Annotated in this window: 22 protein-coding genes and 2 pseudogenes; 21 read left to right on the forward strand and 3 right to left on the reverse strand. The window is 36.4% G+C overall.

Features of this window, described 5'->3' with window-relative positions:
• Positions 1–150 precede the first annotated feature (150 nt).
• From H1D32_RS08645 to H1D32_RS08710, 16 genes and pseudogenes are all read left to right on the forward strand, one after another.
• Positions 151–1,116: a glycerophosphodiester phosphodiesterase family protein gene (locus H1D32_RS08645; protein WP_261177875.1), complete on the forward strand. Its 966-nt coding sequence runs from the start codon at positions 151–153 to the stop codon at positions 1,114–1,116.
• Positions 1,117–1,249: 133 nt separating this feature from the next.
• Complete coding sequence (locus H1D32_RS08650; RefSeq protein WP_261177876.1) at positions 1,250–1,969, forward strand: VCBS repeat-containing protein; 720 nt, start codon at positions 1,250–1,252, stop codon at positions 1,967–1,969.
• 166 nt (positions 1,970–2,135) lie between these two features.
• Positions 2,136–2,462 (forward strand): hypothetical protein, encoded by a 327-nt coding sequence (locus tag H1D32_RS08655; RefSeq protein WP_261177877.1) that lies wholly within the window; start codon positions 2,136–2,138, stop codon positions 2,460–2,462.
• 411 nt (positions 2,463–2,873) lie between these two features.
• Positions 2,874–3,293 (forward strand): hypothetical protein, encoded by a 420-nt coding sequence (locus tag H1D32_RS08660; RefSeq protein WP_261177878.1) that lies wholly within the window; start codon positions 2,874–2,876, stop codon positions 3,291–3,293.
• Positions 3,294–3,306: 13 nt separating this feature from the next.
• Positions 3,307–6,902 (forward strand): annotated as a pseudogene (locus H1D32_RS25655) (DUF5724 domain-containing protein); the annotation flags it as partial.
• A 72-nt stretch (positions 6,903–6,974) separates the two neighbouring features.
• Positions 6,975–7,325, forward strand: a complete 351-nt coding sequence (locus H1D32_RS25660; protein WP_483861128.1) for a DUF4132 domain-containing protein — start codon at positions 6,975–6,977, stop codon at positions 7,323–7,325.
• A 56-nt stretch (positions 7,326–7,381) separates the two neighbouring features.
• Positions 7,382–7,936, forward strand: coding sequence for a DUF4132 domain-containing protein (locus H1D32_RS08675; protein WP_261177960.1), 555 nt, complete (start codon positions 7,382–7,384; stop codon positions 7,934–7,936).
• A 17-nt stretch (positions 7,937–7,953) separates the two neighbouring features.
• Positions 7,954–8,181 carry a DUF7737 domain-containing protein gene (locus H1D32_RS08680; protein WP_483861129.1) on the forward strand — a complete coding sequence of 76 codons (228 nt, stop codon included), beginning with the start codon at positions 7,954–7,956 and terminating at the stop codon, positions 8,179–8,181.
• Positions 8,182–8,418: 237 nt separating this feature from the next.
• Positions 8,419–8,727: a YggT family protein gene (locus tag H1D32_RS08685; RefSeq protein ID WP_261177882.1), complete on the forward strand. Its 309-nt coding sequence runs from the start codon at positions 8,419–8,421 to the stop codon at positions 8,725–8,727.
• A gap of 241 nt (positions 8,728–8,968) precedes the next feature.
• Complete coding sequence (locus tag H1D32_RS24935) at positions 8,969–9,256, forward strand: hypothetical protein (RefSeq protein WP_314733379.1); 288 nt, start codon at positions 8,969–8,971, stop codon at positions 9,254–9,256.
• A gap of 38 nt (positions 9,257–9,294) precedes the next feature.
• Entirely contained in the window at positions 9,295–9,876 is a 582-nt protein-coding gene (locus tag H1D32_RS24940; RefSeq protein WP_314733380.1) for an LVIVD repeat-containing protein, read from the forward strand.
• Positions 9,846–10,394 (forward strand): LVIVD repeat-containing protein, encoded by a 549-nt coding sequence (locus H1D32_RS24945; protein ID WP_314733381.1) that lies wholly within the window; start codon positions 9,846–9,848, stop codon positions 10,392–10,394. The genes H1D32_RS24940 and H1D32_RS24945 overlap by 31 nt, the downstream gene beginning before the upstream one ends.
• 480 nt (positions 10,395–10,874) lie before the next feature.
• The gene (locus H1D32_RS08695; protein WP_261177883.1) at positions 10,875–11,618 is read left to right on the forward strand and encodes a GNAT family N-acetyltransferase; all 744 of its coding nucleotides are present in this window, start codon (positions 10,875–10,877) and stop codon (positions 11,616–11,618) included.
• Positions 11,576–11,764 carry a GNAT family N-acetyltransferase gene (locus tag H1D32_RS08700; RefSeq protein ID WP_261177884.1) on the forward strand — a complete coding sequence of 63 codons (189 nt, stop codon included), beginning with the start codon at positions 11,576–11,578 and terminating at the stop codon, positions 11,762–11,764. The genes H1D32_RS08695 and H1D32_RS08700 overlap by 43 nt, the downstream gene beginning before the upstream one ends.
• Positions 11,765–12,008: 244 nt before the next feature.
• Positions 12,009–12,461, forward strand: a complete 453-nt coding sequence (locus H1D32_RS08705; protein ID WP_261177886.1) for a staygreen family protein — start codon at positions 12,009–12,011, stop codon at positions 12,459–12,461.
• A gap of 1,252 nt (positions 12,462–13,713) precedes the next feature.
• Positions 13,714–14,532, forward strand: coding sequence for an ion transporter (locus tag H1D32_RS08710; protein WP_261177888.1), 819 nt, complete (start codon positions 13,714–13,716; stop codon positions 14,530–14,532).
• Positions 14,533–14,578: 46 nt separating this feature from the next.
• Here H1D32_RS08710 and H1D32_RS08715 read toward each other — a convergent pair whose 3' ends face one another.
• Positions 14,579–15,790 carry a helix-turn-helix domain-containing protein gene (locus H1D32_RS08715; protein ID WP_261177889.1) on the reverse strand — a complete coding sequence of 404 codons (1,212 nt, stop codon included), beginning with the start codon at positions 15,788–15,790 and terminating at the stop codon, positions 14,579–14,581.
• A gap of 120 nt (positions 15,791–15,910) precedes the next feature.
• On the opposite strand from H1D32_RS08715, the gene H1D32_RS08720 reads away from it, so the two are divergent.
• The 3 genes and pseudogenes from H1D32_RS08720 to H1D32_RS08730 all read left to right on the forward strand — a co-directional run bounded on the left by H1D32_RS08720 (position 15,911) and on the right by H1D32_RS08730 (position 18,192).
• Positions 15,911–17,209 carry an MFS transporter gene (locus tag H1D32_RS08720; RefSeq protein ID WP_261177890.1) on the forward strand — a complete coding sequence of 433 codons (1,299 nt, stop codon included), beginning with the start codon at positions 15,911–15,913 and terminating at the stop codon, positions 17,207–17,209.
• A gap of 265 nt (positions 17,210–17,474) precedes the next feature.
• Positions 17,475–17,666: pseudogene (locus H1D32_RS08725) on the forward strand (hypothetical protein).
• Between the two features lie 199 nt (positions 17,667–17,865).
• Positions 17,866–18,192, forward strand: coding sequence for a hypothetical protein (locus H1D32_RS08730; protein ID WP_261177891.1), 327 nt, complete (start codon positions 17,866–17,868; stop codon positions 18,190–18,192).
• Between the two features lie 57 nt (positions 18,193–18,249).
• Here the strand turns inward: H1D32_RS08730 and H1D32_RS08735 are convergent, their stop codons facing one another.
• Positions 18,250–18,798 carry a GNAT family N-acetyltransferase gene (locus H1D32_RS08735; protein ID WP_261177892.1) on the reverse strand — a complete coding sequence of 183 codons (549 nt, stop codon included), beginning with the start codon at positions 18,796–18,798 and terminating at the stop codon, positions 18,250–18,252.
• Between the two features lie 233 nt (positions 18,799–19,031).
• On the opposite strand from H1D32_RS08735, the gene H1D32_RS08740 reads away from it, so the two are divergent.
• On the forward strand, positions 19,032–20,033 hold the full coding sequence (locus tag H1D32_RS08740) for a DUF4003 domain-containing protein (protein ID WP_261177893.1): 1,002 nt from the start codon (positions 19,032–19,034) through the stop codon (positions 20,031–20,033).
• A 169-nt stretch (positions 20,034–20,202) separates the two neighbouring features.
• A complete protein-coding gene (locus H1D32_RS08745) occupies positions 20,203–21,096 on the forward strand; it encodes an AraC family transcriptional regulator (protein WP_261177894.1) in 894 nt (297 codons plus the stop codon).
• Positions 21,097–21,415: 319 nt separating this feature from the next.
• Here the strand turns inward: H1D32_RS08745 and H1D32_RS08750 are convergent, their stop codons facing one another.
• Positions 21,416–21,772 carry a small nuclear ribonucleoprotein gene (locus H1D32_RS08750; protein WP_261177895.1) on the reverse strand — a complete coding sequence of 119 codons (357 nt, stop codon included), beginning with the start codon at positions 21,770–21,772 and terminating at the stop codon, positions 21,416–21,418.
• Positions 21,773–21,807: the final 35 nt, after the last annotated feature.

A 21,807-nucleotide genomic window follows, 5' to 3' on the forward strand; every position in this document is an offset into this window, starting at 1 on the left:
AACTGCAGCATGCAACATCCTAAAAATATTTTGTTAAGAGATTTGCTTAGAAATGTCTGATTTGTTCTAGGAGAAAAGGTTTTAGTAATTGTTAATTTATGATATAACCAATATATGTACTATGTTTTTAAACGAATAAAGGAGTGTACTATGACAACATTATCCAGAACAATCTCTTATTCTAGGAAGAAAAGTAAGAAATCAATAGTTTTAAAAGCTTTTCTCGGACTTTTAGGAGCATTTATTATCAGCTATCTTTTACTATTATTTGTATTTATTTCAGAACGCGATACTCATCCGTTTTTCACTCATTTCGATGAACCTTTGATTATTGCCCATCAAGGCGGCAATCACTTAGCACCTTCTAGCTCGATTGCAGCTTTTGATAAAGCCGTTGAAATTGGAGCACATGTACTTGAATATGATTTACATATTACCAAGGATGGCCATCTTGCACTCATCCATGATCCAACAGTCGACCGGACGACAGATGGGACCGGAGAAGTTGTGGCTATGACGTTAGCAGAAGTTCAAGCGTTAGACGCTGGTTATACCTTTACTGATTTAAATGGTGAACATAGTTATAAAGGTCAAGGTGTCTATATCCCAGATGTCCGTGAAATGTTTGATCGATATCCAGATAAGCTTCATTTAATTGAAATCAAAGATACAAATCCATATGATCGAATGGATGAGATCATCACAACACTTTGGAACATCGTTTTAGAATACAATATGCAGGATAAAGTATTAATCGCTGCATTTGATAGCTTTATTTTAGAGCGTGTTACTGAGCTTACTGAGGGTCAAGCAGCTACTGGTGGTGGGAAAAAAGAAACGACTAATTTTGTTGTAGCTCATAAGTTTTTCATACACCCTTTTTATTTTCCTAAAGTAGACTCATTCCAGCTGCCAACGGCCCAATCAGGCTTTGATTTAACTGACAAGAAGCTAATTAAAGGAGCAAATCGGTTAAATCAAGAAGTGTATTATTGGACCATTAATGACAAAGAGACAATGCTTCACTTACTCGAAAATGGTGCACATGGAATTATCACTGATCGACCAGATCTCTTACAAGAGGCGATTTTAGAACATCAACAAACCAATAACTAATCGTCGAGATTAAGCTTGGGGACATTTGTCTTCCAAGCTTTTTTGTATCGAACGAGCGTTTTGGTCGTCAAAGCGTAGTGGCAAATATCCTGTTAGCCCATAGAATAATAGAAAAATACTGAAGGAGCAGGTTATGTATCATTCTTATTTTAGGTCTAACAGCAGCGTCCCTAGTATTGTTTCCTTTTTACAAGGGGACGTCACAGGGGATAAAGTGGCTGACAATGTCTATTTAACTGGAATTAAAACTCAAGATAGTCCTTTTATTCAAAATATTACTCTAGTTGTTCAGGATGGAAGAACCGGTATTTATACTAGTACAGCACTCAGTGAAAACACTGGTTATGCTCCGTCACTATTCTTGGGCGATTTTACTGGAAATGGCGTCTCCGATATTCTAATAAGCATCGCTACTGGTGGTAGTGGTGGAATAATGAATTATTACATGTATTCCTTCATTGAAAATCGAGCAAAACTGCTTTTCAATTCCAATGATTATTATCAGCAATATAAATATGAAGTGACTTATCAAGACAATTATAAAGTTGCAGTTATGAGTTTTATTAATCGAAAAAAATATATCATTGATATTTCTCTGAGAGATGCTGAGTATTTAAATGAAATTTATGATCAGAACGGCAAGCTGAAAAATCCTATCAAAGGCTTTGTGAATCCTTTAAGTGGCTTATATCCCGTCGATTTTGATCTAAATGGCGTATATGAGCTGTTGGCCTATCAAAAAATCGCTGGAAGATATAACGCAGATTCTTTAGGTTATGTTTTGAATACATTAAAGTGGAAGGATCATAGTTTTGTCTTGGATAATCAGAATGTCGCCATTTTCGGTTATTAAATCTAGTAATTTTACTGCTATTCAGTTCTATATACCGTTTGATATAGCTTGAATGAGGTAAAGGTAATTTTATGGGATTCGATCATATGTATAAAAATCATAAAAATTCTGAAAAGTAATTATAACAAGGTTGGATTCCGTCAAGAATGATTATGAGGTGGTTTTAATGAACTCTATAATCATGGATATAGCGATCATGCTTTATTTATTTTTTATTGTACTTGCTTTTATTGGTAGCTATTATTATGGCTCTTATATGATTAGCAAATCTGGTTATTTTTTGTTGCACTCAATCATTGCGGTCATCATGAGTTTAGCATTAGGGATTTTTGCATTGATAAGTTGGATTATGTTTAGCTGGGGCACGAATGAACATTTATTATTTGGTGGTTTATCGTTAGGGGCAGGGTTTGTTGTAGTTGGTGTACTGCTATTAGTTTCCATTTTGTGTGTGAAGAGAAAGGATCTTTTAAGTATTAAGCAAGTAGAGTAGGATTTTTGGATCTGTTTCACTAGAGAAATGACTATTAAATTAGAGGGCAATTTAATAGTCATTTTTATTTAAAGGCTGTTTTGTTGCTTTTAGGTCGTCTTTTGAGAATAAATAAGCATTTTGGGACAAATCTATTTGTCCTAATGGTTTATTTATTCTCAAAAGCTCCACTCAAAGCGTGAAGAACGAGCATTCACTTGGTTACGAGCTAAAAGCTAAGAGTAACAATCTTTTAGAAAAAACTTTTTATAAGTACAAAATGGCAAGTATAGACGATCTTTCTGTACTTGTTTTTTTACTGAATTTGATGCTAAAACAGCCTTATGTAAAAAGTACCATCTTCCTAAATTAATCGTTCTATAATAAACTTAATCTTAAATATTCAAAAAAATAAATCTACGAGGTATAACGATGCAGATCTCCGTAACGATGAAGAGTACGAGCAGGAAGAAAGATTACTTGACGAAAAAAAGAATGGTATTAGAAACTACGCCTAAATCCCTTCAGCAATTAATTACTGAGATTATCACTGTAAACGTAAAACAGTTTAATGAGAAAGAAGGGGAAAAGCCGCTCGTCGACTTTTTAACAACCAGCGAAATTCTCCAACAAAGCACCACAGGTAAGGTTGGCTTTGGCACGAAATATAATGAAAACAAAACTGACTTAGAGGAAGCGATCAATACCGCTATCCAAGCTTTTCATGACGGGTTATTTAAAGTGTTTGTCAACGAACGAGAACAAGAATCATTAGAAGCCCCACTTCAGCTAGAGGATGGAGCGGAGGTTGTTTTTATCAAACTTACGATGTTAACAGGACGAATGTGGTGAGGAGAGTTTGATGATGGATCAAGAAAAACACAGGACCTATTATAAAGAATTGAAGGTGAAAGCTGAGCATTTTTCTGAAGTAGAGAAAAAAATCCTTTTGAAACTAATTAAAATCTCGAAATCCTATTATTACTTTGATGAGCGTGATACCAAAAGTGTAGAACGTTTGTTACTTGAGTTACATAACGGGGCTGAGGATACATTTTTTGATCCACTTAAGAAAATTGTTCGCACCCTTCTAGGTGAGTATCAAGGAGAGGTTTTCGATTATATACTTCGTCATAAGCATGAATATTCGTATAGCATTGGCTATTACCGAAGGCCGTTTCGGACGACAAATTTAAAGCAGCATACGAGTGGAATCATTTGGAAAGTAGCCTGCCTCATCGACTTATACAAAGATTCGTTTTCGATTACCGAGTATTTAACTAAACCTAATTATCCACTTGAAAGTGAAGTGGTCAAAGAAATCCTAGCGTATGAGATTGACCATCAGCCTCAAAAGGTGATGCCCGCTTTAAAGGAGATTATATATGGTGAGAACAATACAGCGCTTTTAAATAGGACGATGATTTCAGGATTGTTCTTAAGTCATGACGAGGCTGCTTATCAAATGGCGGGGGAGTTACTGGTAGCTGCAAGACTCCAGGAAGGCTTACGCCAAAGCATTGTTGAGAGTATGGACGAAGGCACACTTGAAGCGATGATCTATATGTTAAAGATTATTTTAGATCAAAATCTCATCCGCTACAGTTCGGTTGTCAGAGCCTTAGATGTATGGACAGGTCTAACATTGGAAGCAGTCAATACGAGGGTCGCAAAACAATTAATTGACTATGCCTATCAATGTTTAACAGATAAAGCACTTTGTAGCGAATGGACTTTTAGTCATGATTCCAACAAGGTTTATATGAGTCTATGGGCGACTGCTGTTTTGGAAGAGTTAGAAGTAGAAGAAAAAATTCATAGGTTGATGAACACAGGGGAGACGTACCAGAAAATTGTCGCTCAGTCATTTTTAACGCAAAGTCAAAACGAAGAACTTCGGTTTTCTATTGCGTCTCGTTACCTTGAGCAAACGAACCTTGAGTTACAATACTATGTCTACTCCAACTATGTGTACGACCTATCTACTAGTTATTCTTTTGGAATAGGAAATCGTCGTAGCTTGCTTGAAAGAATTCCCTTTCTCGAGGATAAAAATGAAAGGCTACGTCAGTTCAATATTTTTAAACATGCATTAGTGAAGCTTGGTAAAAAAGAAATTACCTTTTCGTCAATTGCATTTGAAGATGTCTCGATTACGTACTCTTCTGATTTAGTTGCGAATAAATTACTGTACCTTGTCGCCTATGATATGGACCCAGAGTTAATCGCAGAACTTTTGGCGTATAAAGAAATTGTCAGCCCTGAGATCAGAGGGACTTTACTCGAAAACTTCTGTCATGAAGTATCTAATAATGAGCAAAGGAAGTTTATAATCGAAAGTTTAGCTGATAAGAGTATCGCTATCCGTGAAACTGCATTGAAAAAGCTAATGAAGTATGAACTATTGCCAGCTGAAATTGAAAAAATTGAAGCGGTGCTAAAGTTAAAAACAAGTACCTTAAGGCAAAGTGCGATTCAAATTTTATTAAAGCAAGCCAAGGAAACTCTTGAAGGTACAATTGATCGTTTAGTAGCGAGTAAAAGTGAATTGCAGCGATTAGCAGTCCTTGAGATCATCACCGTATTAAAAGAAGACCCAAAGCGAAAAGCCAATATGAAAGCTATAAAGAAAAACTTTCATCACTTACGAAACCGACTGAAAAAGAAAAGTTACTTCTAGCAAAGTTAACTGACACTGAAACGTATAGCATCAAAAATGGATTTGGTTTATTTGACCCTAAAGATCAGTTTGATATTTTAGCGGAAATCACACCGTTACATGACTATACGGTCAAGAATGTTTTTACAGCATCTTTAGAGAAAATGAAAGAATTTCTCTTAGGTTTATCTAACTTAATTCATGAGCATAGGAATTTTCAATACGAAGTAGAGTTTTTTGATGGGTATAAACAAACAGCTGTCCTCGGCGCACAGTTACAGCAGTTGAATTATCAACCATCTGAGCAATTGAAACGAACGGATAACCTTCCATTGTCTGAAGTTTGGCGAGAGTATGTAGATCAAAGTGATATTGGAGAAATCGAACTTCTACAAATGAATTATTACTTTGGACTTGAACATTTATTTTACAACTTTGATTTACTAAAAGACTTTCGCTCATCAAACGACGAAAGAAAAGCCTTATTGTCTGAATTATTTCCGATTGAACAAATCCAGGAAATGTTCGGGTGGACCAATGAATTAACGTATGCATCTCAAATTAACCAAATTGTAGCGGCTTATCTAGCTGACTATGATCAAAATGTGATTTTCTCATTAACTAGCAAAATCTTAAATACTATGCTACACCAAATTCCAGAAGATGAGATTAAGGGTCAAAAAACGATTTTTGGAATTTTAACATCGCCATGGCTTGATTGGTCATACCAAGCTGTTACAGACGACACCTCTTTCAAGGATTATTTTCTCCTTAAATATAAACTGTACGTGAATCACAAATTCAAACGATATCAATTAAGCATAGAAGAGACGGCACGGGCCTTTGATTTGAAGTTAATTGACGAGGATGAGGTATACAAGGAATTAATGGTCAGGGGAGAAAGCAATCAGCACCTTTATCAAGTAACTCAAAAGCGTAGTGACATTGTAACGAAATATCCTTGCATCGTTACTTTGCGGGACCAACTCATTACACGTGTCTTAGGGATTGAACTAAAACGCGGAGATCTTCCAACAGATGCTACCAACTTAGCAATGCAAATCTATTATTATGAAGGCATTGAGTATTTTGTGAAAATTCTCTTGGCCTTAGATAAAGAAACGTTCGTGCGGGGGTACATTTATAGTTATGGCAATCAAATCTCCAAGAAAGAAATTTTAAGTCACCTTTTAAAAGCCTGTTACCCTAAGACAGGGGACGATGAGACGCTAGTAAAGGAGTTATTAGATAAGAAAATCGTGACCGAAAAACGTCTTCTTGAAGCGGCGATGTATGCTCCGCAATGGATAGAAATGGTTGCGAGGCTACTAGGCTGGAGAGGATTGAGAAGTGCCGCTTGGTATTTTCATGCTCACGTAAACGAAATGTATTCAAGCGAAAAAGAGACGATCGTTGCCCATTATTCACCAATTACACCTGAAGATTTTAATGATGGTGCCTTTGATATTGACTGGTTTAAACAGGCTTATCGTGAGTTGGGAGATGAACGATTTTCGATTCTTTATGACTGCGCGAAATACATTTCAGCTGGAGCGAACCACCGCAGATCCCAATTGTTTGCCGATGCAACACTAGGGAAGCTAGACCTTGCAACAATAAAAAAATCTGTTATAGAAAAGCGAAATAAAGATCAACTCTTAAGTTTTAGCCTTGTTCCAATTGATCCAACGAACGGTCAAGATGTGTTATTGCGCTATGAGTTCTTACAACAATTTTTACGTGAGAGCAAGGCATTTGGAGCGCAACGTCGTGCAAGTGAAGGGAAGGTTGTATCGATCGCTTTAGCAAATTTAGCCAGAAATGCGGGATACCAGGATGTCATTAGACTCACTTGGGATATGGAAGCACTGAAAATGAACGAAGTGCTTCATTATTTAGAACCTAAGCAACTTGATGAGGAGCTTACGGTACAGTTAGTCATTGAAGAACATGGTAAAGCAGAAATAAAAGTTTTGAAAAATGGCAAAGAATTAAAGTCAGTTCCAGCTAAATACAAGAAACATGACTATATCATTGAACTAAAAGAAGTGAGAACTGAACTGAAAAATCAATATACAAGAGCAAAGTCAGAGCTTGAACGGTCCATGGAAATGGGGAATTCCTTTACATTGAGCGAGCTAGAGAAACTAACTCAACATCCAGTGATTGCTCCACTTATACATGGATTGGTGTTAAAGGTTAATGATCATTTAGGCTTTTTGTAGAAGGCACTTTACTTAATTCGGCAAAAGAGGAATATAAGATCTCGCCAACAGATCCCATTGTCATTGCTCACCCAGTCGATCTATTTAAGAGTGGCGAGTGGACTCATTATCAACGTGAGTTATTTGATCGAAAGCTGAAGCAACCATTTAAACAGGTCTTCCGTGAATTGTATCTCCCAAATGAAGATGAGCTCGCCTCAGGTACGGTTTCTCGTCGATATGCTGGACACCAGGTACAGCCAAGAAAGACAGTAGCGCTTTTAAAAAGTCGGCTGTGGACTGTTAGCTATGAAGAGGGTTTGCAAAAGGTTTATTACAAGGATAATATTATCGCAAAAATTTATGCGATGGCAGATTGGTTGTCTCCAGCAGACGTGGAAGCACCTACCATTGAAACGGTTGAATTTTATGACCGCCATACCTATAAAAGTATGGAAATTAGCAAAGTACCAAAGCTGATTTTTTCAGAGACAATGAGAGATGTAGATTTAGTTGTTAGCGTTGCGCATGTTGGTGGCGTTGATCCTGAAGCGAGTTTAACAACCGTGGAAATGAGAAAGGCCATTGTCAGAGAAACACTCCGATTAATAAAGCTTGAAACGTTAAGCTAGAAGGAAACTTCGCGCAAATTACTGGAAAGTTAGGAGAGTATAGTGTTCATCTAGGTAGCGGCATGGTTTACAAACAAGCCTCTGGAGCACTTTATATCATTCCAGTCCACTCACAGCATCGCGGAAAAATCTTTTTACCATTTATCGATGAAGATCCAAAGACTGCTGAAATTCTTTCAAAAATTATCATGTTTGCGGAAGATAAAAAAATCAAAGATCCAAGTATTTTGGCACAGTTAAATTGATTTAAGTCCCAGTAAAATCTTTTACTGGGACTTTATATTTACTAAAGTGACGGACAAGAATGGTGAGAGATGAAAACTACTACAATAGGATTAGGATATAAAATATGGCATCTTTAGAGTGGGAAAATAGGTTGATCGACTCATTTTGTTATCGACATGTCGGTTTACACGTGAAAAGGTTTATTGTTTTTAGTTTCTGGGAAAACATTCTATAATCCATCTGCAAAAGGAGTGGTAATGTTGAAAAGTACAATTTATATAAATTATTTAATTAATATTGTTATAGGAATTGCACAGTTTTTCTTAGGTTTTAGGGTTATTCTAAAGTTATTTGGAGCAAGCAGCACCGCTCCATTTGTTCAGTGGGTGTATAATACTAGTCAATCATTACTCAATCCTTTCGAGGGGATTTTTCCCACAACAGTACTTGATGGGAAATTCGTTATAGAATTTTCTGCATTATTTGCATTAATCATTTACACTTTAGTCGGTTACTTCTTGACTCAATTAATCTGGATGGTTCAAAGAGGAATAGAAAGAAAATAATACTAGTAATCACTGCACCAGAAAAATTTCAAATATTTCGATTCAAAACCTTCAAAAAAGTTCTTCATTAAACAGGAAGAGCTTTTTTGCGTTCATGAATTAGCTGCTTGTCGAATTTTTGTTTAGGAGTTTTATACTGTTTGAATAGTGTTAATATTTAGAACTTTGTACACGTCCAATTTTTTACAATTTTTAGTATGATTTCCTTGTCAGATCAATTAATTAATTGGAGGGAATTTTATTGAAGAGAAAAAATCTATTAATTAAAACAACGCTTGCCAGCACACTTTTGTTTACAAGTTTTACAGGAGCTACATTTGCACATGATGCACTTGAAGAGTTTGGTGCTTCCAAGGAAGGTGGAGTTGTATTTGATGCTTCTACTGTTCAGCTGCTACCATACAGCGCTAGCGGTTCGAAAAATTTAAAAATTTCTTACATCAAGCTGCTAGTGTACAGCTTAGTCTACAAAATGGTGTCCAAAACAATACGGCAGACGTTTACGCTCATAAAGGTTTTGCGTACTTAGGAACTCACACTGCAAATGGTGCGAATGGTGGCGTCCGAGTGTTTGATTTGAAGGATCCTGCAAACCCGGTAGAAGTCTCTGTTTTTGCAAATGAGATCCCGTTTACATGGCAAGAAAAGGTCATTGTTAAAACAGTGAATACTCCTCATTTCAAAGGGGACTTAGCGGTTGTAAGTGTTCAACAAACGTCTCGTAATAATGTCAATAGACCAGACAGTTTTGGTGGAGTTCTTTTGTATGATGTTTCTAACCCTGCTGAGCCGAAAAGACTTGGATTTTATCAGTTAGATCGGAGAATTACTGGTACTCATGAACTATACTTAACTACACAAGGCAATCGCGCTATCTTACTTACATCAAGCCCTTATGCTGATTACTATACTTCTGGAGTCGAGAAAGATTTTCAGATTATTGACGTTACGGATCCAACAAATCCAGAAAAGCTTTGGCAATTTGATCCGCGAGAGCTTGATGAAGTTTCAGCCAACTTCAATGGATATCACTGGGATTCTCCAGATGGAAAAATAAGACCAGTTTTTAACCACAGTGTCATTACCGATAACAATGGACAATACGCGTATGTGTCAATGTGGGACTTAGGAACAGTTATTTTGACATAAAAGATCCGGAAAATCCAGTATACCTAGGAAGAACGGAATACAGAGATGACCAAAAAGGAGCTGCACATTCAGCTGCGCTAGCCAGAGGGGGAACGATTTTAATTGAAACTCGTGAAGTCTCCAATCCTGTAGGTACAGGATATGAAAGTGCCTATGGGTATACACGGATTTTTGATATAAAAGACAAAACAAACCCAGTGTTATTAAGCGAATTTACGACCGACTTAACGTTTGACATCCCGCCAACCTCAACAGGTAGAACTACGTTTGCAAAAACTGTTCATGACCCTAAAGTACTAGGAAATACATTGTACTTATCGTATTACTCTGGTGGTGTGCTCGGAGTCGATATTACGGACCCAAGTAATCCAGTCGAAATTGCTCGCTATACTCCAGAAGGCTCTAACGTATGGGGGGTATTCGTAGATAGAAACTACATCTTAGCTTCAGATATGGGCCAAGGATTAAAGGTTCTGTTGAAAAATAATAAAAATAATGGAAATAAAACAATCGAATAGTAATAGTGCAATTCGAAAAAAATTCGGCAAGAAACACTTGTCGAATTTTTTATTTTCACTTGACTTTTTTAGAGGATCTTTTCGTATACTTTGTTGCTTTTTGGTTCGTAACCAAGCATCCCTTGGTTACGAAATTAGCCACCATCTTTTAGAAAAGAGCGTTTTGTAAACATTGTGTCTTTATAGATATTTAATTCAATAAAAACCGTTTATTTTGCGGTTACAAGAATGTTAGAAAAGATCCCCTGAGAACTTGATACATCTGGTCGTATTCTCTATTAAAAAAACGAAAACCTTGGAGGAAATAGCCTTATAATAAATTATTTGTAACAATTATGAGTACCTAATTACTTGCATATTATATATATAAGTCATAGCTTTTTAGGTCCTAATTTGTTAATAAAAAGGTGTTGAACATCTATTTATCGAAAGAATGAAATGAAGTAATTTTAATCCTGTTTAACTAAAGGAGATCTTAGGATGCCAGAAAAAAAAGTGAATGAAATGGTATGCTTAAAACAATACATTTCAGAAAAGGAATATAAGGAAATACATCATCTAGAGAAACTATGCTTCTCATATGATAAAACAAATCTAAAGCTAGAATTAGATTATAAGTTGCATATAAGTAGAAGGCCTGAACTAGGATTAAAAGCGATTAATGAGTTTCTTTATTATGTTAATGATCAGCTGGTGGCTTACCTAGGAATTTGTAGTTTTGGAGGTAGACATGTCGCTGAAATTAATGGAATGACTCACCCAGATTATCGAAAGCATGGATTTTTTAATAGACTTTTCGAACTCGCCGCTGAGGAATGTCAGAAGAGAAACTTTCAGAAGGTTTTACTATTATTAGATGGTAAGTCGATCTCAGGTGTAAACTTTATCAACTCGGTTCACGCAGTATACGAATTTTCGGAGTATCGAATGAGGTGGGTAAACGAAACTAATTTAGAAAATAGCCCGTCAGTAAAATTAAGGAAAGCTACAAAGGTAGATGGGAGAGAGATCTCCAAGCAAAATGCAAGATATTTTAACCTTGGAGAGGAAATTGAGTGGGATTTCCAACAAGAGGAGGCTTTAAATAACATCACCTATATGATTGAACATAACGAACAGATGATTGGGAAAATCGTCGTAAGCTACGGGGACGATTCCGCTTTATTAGTGGATTTGGCATATTGCCTGAGTTCAGAGGAAAAGGATATGGAAAAGAAGCATTAATAGGAACATTGCAGTTAATCCAAGAAAAAAACATTTACGACATCGAATTAGACGTAGAATCTAAAAATGATAATGCCCTTAACTTATATAAGGCTTGTGGGTTTGAAGAAGTGTCAGTGATGAATTATTATGAGTTTAAGATTTAGCAATGAAATGCCATGTAATCTATGGAAAACCCTGGAGGAGACCCGAAACGGAACTCCTCCAAATTTATGTCACAAATTCACCCTAATAATAGCGTAGAATATACTGATTAAATGATGTTGAACTACATTATTTGTGAGGTGGAATTCATGAAAAAGTTAAATCCCTATGAAAGTTCACTTTCACCAACAAACGATGTAAATATTATTATACAACCGATTAGAGAAAGGAAAGTGAACTTTCGAAATGCAACCTATTTACAGGTTAGATCCTGAAAAACTCTTTGTCGAATTCAATCCCCCTATTACTGCTAAAGAACCTATAATCCCCCGCCGTTACACACTTACTCATTCAGATATAACTGCCGAACTATTTTTAACTATTGCTTCAGAGTACGCGTTTGATAAAATTACTTCAATGAGGGATGAGGTTTTAGCAGAATGGAAAACTCATAATGTATCTATCTACCTTCACGTATATCTTTACGTAGGTGATTTTGGGCCAGATGTAACCGCCACACGTAATGCAATTTTTAGGCGTGAGCTACCTTTGGCAATGGAAGCTATTGTATACGGCGATAGGCAATTTTTTTCTACTCATCCAAATTTGAATCAAGCACAAATATGGGTTCATTTTGATTCGCCAGATCCTAATTACAATAAATTTGAATACTGGGGAACTCCTATGGATTATAAGTAAAAAAATCTTAAATGAAAAAGCAGGTCAATTAAAAAGAGTGGCGAGCGATAACTGAAAAAAGGGTTATCGTTTTTTTGATGAGGTAATAAGCTAGTAAATCAGGGACCTTGGTCTGCTAATTCGACAGGAGTGCCAGAACTAAGCGACAGCGTCTAAAGAAAAACTTCGGACAGGAGATAGCTTGAACTAAGAGATCGAGTCCGAAGAGGAGTTAAGTTTGGACAGGAGAAGGCTTGAACTAACAGATCGAGTCTGAAGAGGAGTTTAGTTCGGACAGGAGAAGACTTGATCTAAGAAATCGAGTCCGAAAAGGAGTTAAGTTCGGACAGGAGAAGACTTGAACTAAGAGATCGAGTCCGAAGAGGAGCTAAGTTCGGACAGGAGAAGACTTGAACTAAGAAATCGAGTCCGAAGAGGAGTTAAGTTCGGACAGGAGAAGACTTGAACTAAGAGATCGAGTCTGAAGAGGAGCTAAGTTCGGACAGGAGAAGACTTGAACTAAGAGATCGAGTCTGAAGAGGAGTTAAGTTCGGACAGGAGAAGACTTGAACTAAGAGATCGAGTCCGAAGAGGAGCTAAGTTTGGACAGGAGAAGGCTTAAACCAAGCAGTGGAGTCCGAAGAGGAGCTAAGTTCGGACAGGAGAAGACTTGAACTAAGAGATCGAGTCCGAAGAGGAGCTAAGTTTGGACAGGAGAAGGCTTGAACTAAGAGATCGAGTCTGAAGAGGAGCTAAGTTTGGACAGGAGAAGGCTTGAACTAAGCGGTCGAGTCCGAAGAGGAGCTAAGTTCGGACAGGAGAAGACTTGAACTAAGAAATCGAGTCCGAAGAGGAGCTAAGTTCGGACAGGAGAAAGCTTAAACCAAGCGGTCGCGTCTGAATAGGAGCTAAGTTTGGACAAGACTTTAAAATCAAGGATTTCTCAAAAGCCTCTAGCATTCTTTTCAAACTACTAAAATAGTAAAAACCTTGTTATAATTGATCATATTATCGAAAAATTAGAAGATATGTTTATAAACTGTTATAATTAAGTGAATTTAACCAAGCTATATCAATCTAAATGAAATTTGCGAATGTTTTTTACGTAACATCATTTAGAACTCAGTAGCGGAAATAAAAAATCATAGAAGCCTAATCTTTGAAATATTGTTGTTTTAGATTTGGGGACGTACTAAGAGGATGCTTGGTGACCTAAATAGAATAATTTGTACAAAAACAAGCTAATAGAAATAGTAACGAGGGGAAACGACAGATGGAATTAAAACATAATGAAGAATTGAAAAGTAAGAGTAATTTGAGAAATAATTTTAGACATCTAGTGGAGCATGTGTATTTTCAACCAATTATTATCGCTATCATCCTATTAAACGGACTTATCATTATCTCAGAAACGTATTTTACTGGTAATAGCCTATTACTACTTTTAGATAAATTAATCGTATGGATCTTTGTGTTAGAACTCATTGTAAAAATTGTTGGTCTCGGATTTAAAGGTTATTTTTCTGACAGATGGAACTTATTTGATTTTACTATTGTAATAGCAAGCCTAGTCTTTTACTCAACACCATTCGTGAGCGTGTTGAGATTAATAAGAGTTCTGCGCCTGGTCAGAATGATCCCGGCAATTCCAGCTTTACGAAAAATCATCGATTCATTAATGAAATCCTTACCAGCTTTATCAGGTATTTTAGGGTTGTCGATTTTGATTTTTTCGATCTATGCGATCATTGGAACAACTTTTTTTAGTGAAGTCCTTCCAGACGAATTTTTCGGAAGTTTCCATGCTTCATTATTCACTTTGATGCAGGTTGTTACGTTCGAATCGTGGGCAAGTCAGGTAGCAAGGCCGATTATTCATGAGGTGCCGTGGGCTTGGACCTATTTTGTTTCCTTTATTATCATTGGGGCATTAGTGATTTTAAACCTAGTTGTTGCCGTGATCTTAAGCTATTTGGGTCAGGATGATGAAGCGAAACGAGAGGAACAAATGGGCAGGTTATTCAAAGAAAATCAAGAACTAAAGAGCGATCTAGAAGAAATAAAACAATTGCTTCTTGAAAGAAATAAATAGTTTAAAACAGGCGTTATCCTCGGATAGCGCCTGTTTTTATATTTACTTAAACGATTTTCTCGTAAGTTCTTAAACTAAATGCTTTAAACGGTGTATCGGGAAGTGGTTTGAAATTGTTAGCAGCTGTTTGAATTGAGACTATAGCCTCTTTTTTATTACCCAACTCAAAGTAGCAAAGAGCCTTGAACGTATCAAGTACATAAAAAATTGATAAATCAAAAGGATGATGAACATCCGGAAGAACCACCTTATTTAGATGTAGAAGAGCCTCATCATAACGGCCTAAATAATAAAGAGCTTTTCCTTTTTCGAGAGTGTACCAAGGACTGTAAAACTCCATTGTTTCAGGGTGGGAAAGCAATTCATCAAGTTCATTTAGAGCTTTGCTGTACTCGTGTTTTTCAGATATGAGATACATGATATTAATGAGCTTATAAAAATGAAGGGAAGACAAGTTGTCAGCAAATTCCCCGTAGAGCTTGAGTTTTTCTAAATAGCAAGCCTTTTTCTCTTCATTTCGGGACATCATGGCATGCGCTGCAGCAAGTCGATATAATTCATCGATCCGATAAAAAATCTTTTTTTCTTTTGAAAAGTCGAGTGCACTTTCCATGATCTGTGTCGCTGATTCTGAATCGCCAACTGCGTAGTATAAAACTGCTTCGTGATAATCAAGGTCAAGCCTTGTCAAAGGGTCGATATAGGCATGATTTGCTTCGATAACTTTTCGTTCATCTAAGAAAATCTCTAGTGATTGTGAGTAATCATGCACGATGAATTTGTTAAATGCACGGAAAATAGCGATGGAAGATCGATTTGCTGAAATATTCATTTGATCAAACATTTTCGCAGCACGTTCAGAAATCTCCTGCCAGCCTTGAATTTTTTCGTGGGAAAGGGAGTAGCTATAAATCTCTAGTAAGCGAGCTGCTTCATATCCCTGTGATAGGTTTTCGGCAAAAGGTTCAATTAACGCAATTAGTTGTTGATGTTTATCGGTTCCTTTTTCAATTGGAGTATTATATAATTTCTCAGCAGTTTCTAAAACTCCTCGAAGTTCCTCTGAACTAACAACCTCTAATAAATCAGAAACTTCAACTTGAAGACGTTCTGCGATATATGTCAGGCTTTCCATAGATGGGTTAGCCTTGTTGTTTTCAATTAAGCTAAGCATGCCTTTGGTTAGTTCTTTGCCAGCTAATGCTTCTAGTGTCATTTTCTTTTGTTTTCTTATTTTTTTAATTCGTTCACCTAGCATTTTATTGAAAAACCTCCTCAAAGCCTAGTTGTTTAATTATATTAAACTTTTGCTTGAAAAGAAAGTAGGAGCATGATATGATTTGTTTAATTAAATTAAACTTTTAAAAGAGGTGCTATCATGGACGATCAGTTGAAGATTAAAAAAGCGACGTATCACCTGTATACATTTATGATGAGTAAACTTATTTCTACGTTTGGAGCACAGGTTTATACATTTGCGATTAGTTTTTATATTTTACAATTGACTGGATCTGCAACAAGTTTTGCAATGAACCTTATTTGTAGCATTTTACCCCGTACACTTATGGCTCCTTTTGCTGGGGCAATCATCGATCGCTATTCGAAAAAAGCAATTGTGATCCTAGCGCAAATTGCAACTACGCTTACAATTGCAGGCCTGCTGGTCTATACGTTCACCTCCGGTCTTTCATTAGCGGCGATTTATGTCACTACGAGTATCCTGTCACTAACATCGACGTTTTCTGGAATAGCGTTCACATCTTCGATTACAGGACTTATTGATAAAGATCGAATTCAAAAAGCGATGTCATTAAACCAAATGTCGATTTCCTTTGCTGCGATCGGTAGTCCTGCAATTGGAGGCCTTTTATATGGTGCGGTTTCGATGCCGGTATTTCTAGTCATTTATATGACTGCATCTAGCTTTGCCGTTTTACTCGAGTCAACGATGAACTTCAAACTTTTTGCAAAACAAAAAGAAGTTGTTGAAGGGGAACGAAAGGAAACAATCATGGAAAGCATCAAACTTGGAATTAGTTACTTGAGATTGCAACCAATTATTTTGATCATGCTCTGGATTGGTTTAATGGTGAACTTTTTATTTGGGGCGTTTGAGGTAGGCTATTCCTATATCTTAATCGAAAAGTTAAAAATGCAATCACAACATTTTGGTTTTACGCAAGGGGCATTTTCTGTAGGCATGTTGTTGATGTCGATTTATTTCTCAGTAAGAAAAGAAGTCAAATTTCCATTATTAGTTTCAAAGCGTGGGATTATTGGGATTGGGATTATCATGGCGGCTGTAGCGATACCACTAATAAATTCAATGTCTTATAATCTCGTTTTTGTTTTTTATTTGGTGCTTATGTTTTGTTTCGGAGCCATGATAATTGTCATAAATACTCCGTTACAAGTAATGCTACAAAAGAGTATTGATGATGAATATAAGGGTCGTGTATTTTCAATCATCGAAACGATGTCAATGGCGCTCATTCCACTAGGGATGGTATTATACGGAATTTTATACGACATTTTCCCAGGGCAATGGATCTTATTGTTCTCTGCAGGCCTACTAATAAGTGTTGTCCTTGTCTTAGCCAGACCAGCAGTGCTTCGCAAGGTTCATCCAGAACTCGCTAAAGGTACCGTAAGAGAAGAAGTACGGGTTGGTGTCTGACCACCGCAAATGGACAAATTCTTCAAAAAGTCCACCTGAAATGAACAAAAAATGTCGTAAAGAAGCAGCAGGCTCTCAGGGGGAGGCTGTTGCTTCTATATGAAATAGATTTTAAGTCTTAAGTATATATTTAGTTAGTGTGATGTTTAAACCGTAATTAGTACTCTTAGCAAATAAATATGTGCAAATATAAATAAATATTTACATTCTAACGATATGTTATACTAAGTAAATAGTTTTGCATCTGGAAGGGGTTAAATATCTCTTGAAATATATGAAGTCACAAATGAAGCAACTGGTTAAAGACAATCAAGAATTACAAAACGTTTAAAGAGCTAGTAGAAGAGCACGACCTTGAGAAAAGTTTGCCCTTAAGGCTTTATATCATTCCGAGGTTGCGGATGGTGGAAGATATCAAACAGCATACAAAGCATTAGACTTGCCTAATAAAAGGTAGGTCTTTTTTGTTGTATCGTTTAATAAAAAGCACAACAATAAGATGGAATTTTATGTTAATATTTTAAGTGAAGATTTGTTAATGATTTTTTCTAATTAATGAATTTCATAATCATTATTTTCGTAATTTAGTTCTATATGCAGTTGTGTAAAAACCGCTCGCTACTACATATAGATTGATATTGCTGGATTAAGTAATTATGAAATTCCATTTATTATCTTTTGAAAAAACTGTTATCATCAGGAATTTAGCTTTTTTAAACCAATCAAGAGGGGCAGTATTTTTACCAAGTGAAAATAGTAAATCTATCCTTAAAAAATTTTTTAGGGTGATGACCTTGGAAAAGAAGATAATGTATATGATTCCTGGAGGTTTGTTAGTTGGCTTTGGCGTTGGTCTAGCATATGGCGATCCTGGACTGGGATTATTTATCGGGCTAGGATCAGGTTTTATTTTCATCGCGATTCACTCACTAATACTAAGCAATATAAGAAGAAATGAAAAAGACCATCATACAACCGAGTGAAATGTGTAAAATCGACAAGTGATCGCGGGCACTTGTCGATTTTTTTTTTGAAGCAAATTAGTTTAAATCATTCTTTTGTAAAAGAAGATCGCTTATATTTTCCCATCCATACGCACATTCTTTCAATTCTTTCCCTGCAATTGTTGTGTTCTTTTCGTACACTTCTTTGCCGTTGAGATATTCAAAAAAGGCACAAGACGGGTGGTTCTCGAAGGTCCACAAGGCTACCTTTGAATGGTGAAGTGAAGCTAAATGTTCCATAACAGACTCAAATAGCTTCTTTCCAAAACCATGACCCTGAGCTTCAGGGTGTACATAGATTCCGTAAATTTCTGCTGTATATCCAATTCTTAAACGGGGATCCCTCATGGTTCCACCTAAGGCAAAACCAACAATTTCCCCTTGATTATCTAACGCAACAAAATTCATTGATCCTCCCTTGATAGAATTGGGGAGATCCTTTTGCCAACGTTTTTCTCGATCTTGATATGTAAATTTATCTAAAATATTTGAGGGTAAAATGGCTTGATAGGCTGTATGCATGCAATCCACATGAACCTGCGAAATACCTTTCCAGTCATCAGCAGTTGCTTGTCTAATCATCATGTTTACTTTCCTTTCCTGTATCCTTATTATGTATTTCCTTAATTCTATCACACTTTAAAACAAGGTGTCAGGCACCGCAAATGGACAAATTCTTCAAAAAGTCCATCTGAAGTGGACGTTTAATTGGTCAAACGCTTGCTTAATTGGTGTTTAGATAGATTATTCTTAGGTTAACTGAAACTTCTGAATGGACCAATCGTATATAGAAGCAAATAGAATTTGAAGGGTGAGAGATGATGGAAAGAGGTCTTGATCAAATTGTTAATGACTATACGGAAATCTATAGCCAACTTAAGAAAAAGCTAAAGTGGAGTGTATCGGATGCTCGTTCGTTAATGCTAGTTTCGTCGCTTTATATAATGAAGGGAAAGCCTTTTGAAATGGAACGGTTTCAAAATGTAAGTGAATATATTAAGAAGAATGTAGGATTATTTTCGACACTGAAATCATCGCAACGTTTTACCACAGCAGCAATGCTTGATATCCGGTGTAGTAATCCAAACGATAAATTTCATGAGTATCTTGATCTTTATGGGCAACTAGTAAAAGGTGGCTTTCGAAGAGGGCCGTTTACCTACATTGCATCGTTAAGTCTTCTTAACAACGATACATCAACTGAAAATCCAGAATATCTTATTGAACGTGCCATGGCGGTCTATAAAGCTATGAAAAAAGAGCATTTCTTTTTGACAGGTGATAGTGATTATCCACTAGCAATTCTCTTAGCCCAATTGGAGGAGCCAATTGAAGAGTTGATGGAAAGAATTGCTTACTTTTATCAAGAGCTAAATAAAAATAGCCTGCGAAAAGGAAACGATTTGCAATTTTTAAGCCATATACTTTCCTTGCAAAAAGAAGTAGAACCCGATTTCCTTATTGAAAGAACGACTAGTTTATTAGATGAATTCAAGCAGGCAGGACGACGAATAAAAACAGTGTATTATCCTGTCATTGGTTTACTTGCTTTATTGGAAACTAGCTCTAATAATGAAGTAAAAGATATTATGGACTTGTACCATCGCTTAAATTCCGAGAAATTATTCAAGCGGCATAAAGATATGAATTTTATTCTCTCTGTAAATTTCATCGTAAAAGATAAATTAGATGATGCTAGTCTAATTAGTACAGGAATTCAAACAACCATTGAGTCAATCATTCAAGCTCAACAAGCTGCAATGATAGCAGCTATGGCAGGAGGAGCAGCCGCAGCTAGTGCAAATAGTGGCAGTTCTTGATTTTCTGGAAACTGTGTCAGGCACCGTTAATAGACAAATTGCTAAGATTTCACTAGTAGGGTGATGAAGTTTTCGAAATAAATAAAGGGTAACCTTGCATTTTTGTGCATTAATTGCAAGGTGTTATCTATAAGTCTCTGATATATTGCAATTAGAAGGGATGTTTTACATGGATTGGCTTAAACGAATGAATGGTGCAATTAACTATATTGAAGATAATCTAACAGGTTCTATTGACTATAATGAAGCCGCAAAGATTGCATATTGTTCAAAATACCACTTTCAGCGGATGTTTTCATATATTACAGATGTTCCTCTATCTGAATATATCAGACGAAGAAGACTAACACTTGCAGCATTTGATTTGCAGGATAGTGATTTGAAAGTTATTGAGATTGCTCTTAAATATGGTTATGAATCACCGGAAGCATTCACACGTGCATTTCAAAAACTACATGGGGTAACTCCATCACGAGCACGCCATGTAGGATCAAAGCTGAAAGCCTATCCACGCATGTCCTTTCATATTTCAATTAAGGGAGATGTAGAAATGAACTATAGGATTGAACAAACAAATGATTTGGAAATTTTCGGTAAAGATATTGTCTTAAAACCCGATGATAGCCCATTTATCATTCTACCGCAATTTGGAGATGAGATCTGGGAAAATGGAACTCATGATAGAATAAATGACATTGCTGGAAATATACGTGGTACCTCGCTTTACGGTGTTCACTTTGATTTTAAAGATGACGGATCACGACGGTACATGTTTGGCTGGAATAAGCCAGACAGAGAAATACCAGATGAGTTTATTAGTCTCATGATACCAAAAACAACCTGGGCAGTATTTGAAGGTAGAGGTAGCATGCCTGATGGATTAGCCATTCAGGATATATGGAAGCGAATTTATTCAGAATGGTTTCCTACATCTGGTTACGAACAAACGGTAGGACCTTGTATCGAAAAATATTACTGGGCGGATAGAAATCAGGAAGATTATATTTGTGAAGTGTGGATACCTGTTGTCAAAAAAACAGATCTTTTATCTAGTATCATTTAATTCCAGCACCAATAAATCAAATAAAATAAGCAAAATGGATTTGTACAAAGTGAGAATTATATATTTAGACGATTTGTCCTTAGTTCTAAAAGCAGTCCTTTAATGAGAACTGATTACTAAAGGGCTGCTTATTCTTTTGGATTATAAAAAACTTTGGTCTTCGGGAAGTGGCAACCTTCCATATTATTTTTACACTAGCTTTTTTAGGGCATGATGGACAGTGCTTCCTTTTTTGCAAGCACAAAAAGCGACTGCTCTTTTCGAGCAATCGCAAATAGTTCGTACATAATCGAATGGCTTAGAAAGACAAACCATTCGCCTAGTAATAAGGGTAGTAATATGGATATGGTTGTGGTGGAACAATGTAAGGTAATAGGGCTAAAGCTGCTAAGGAAGCTAAAGGAAATGTTTGACGTCTAAAGCGTCTGAATCTTCTTCTAGGGCGTCCATACCCACCATAGCCACCATAATATTGCCGTTCGTCATATTGAGTCTCATTTTCTTCCATAACATCTTCACCAACCAAAACGGTAACACGGTCTGGCCCTACACTTTCAATAATTCCATCAAACGTATTACCATCTGTCAATGTAAATGAACAGTGATAATTCATATACTTATTGCAGTCTTCATGTAAGTTCTGTGAGTGGCTGTAGTTTTGTCTTATAAAATCCATTTTGCCCAACTCCTTTCGAATACAAGATATTCATC

Origin of the sequence: Anaerobacillus sp. CMMVII, from assembly GCF_025377685.1 — a bacterium.
Lineage (GTDB): Bacteria > Bacillota > Bacilli > Bacillales > Anaerobacillaceae > Anaerobacillus.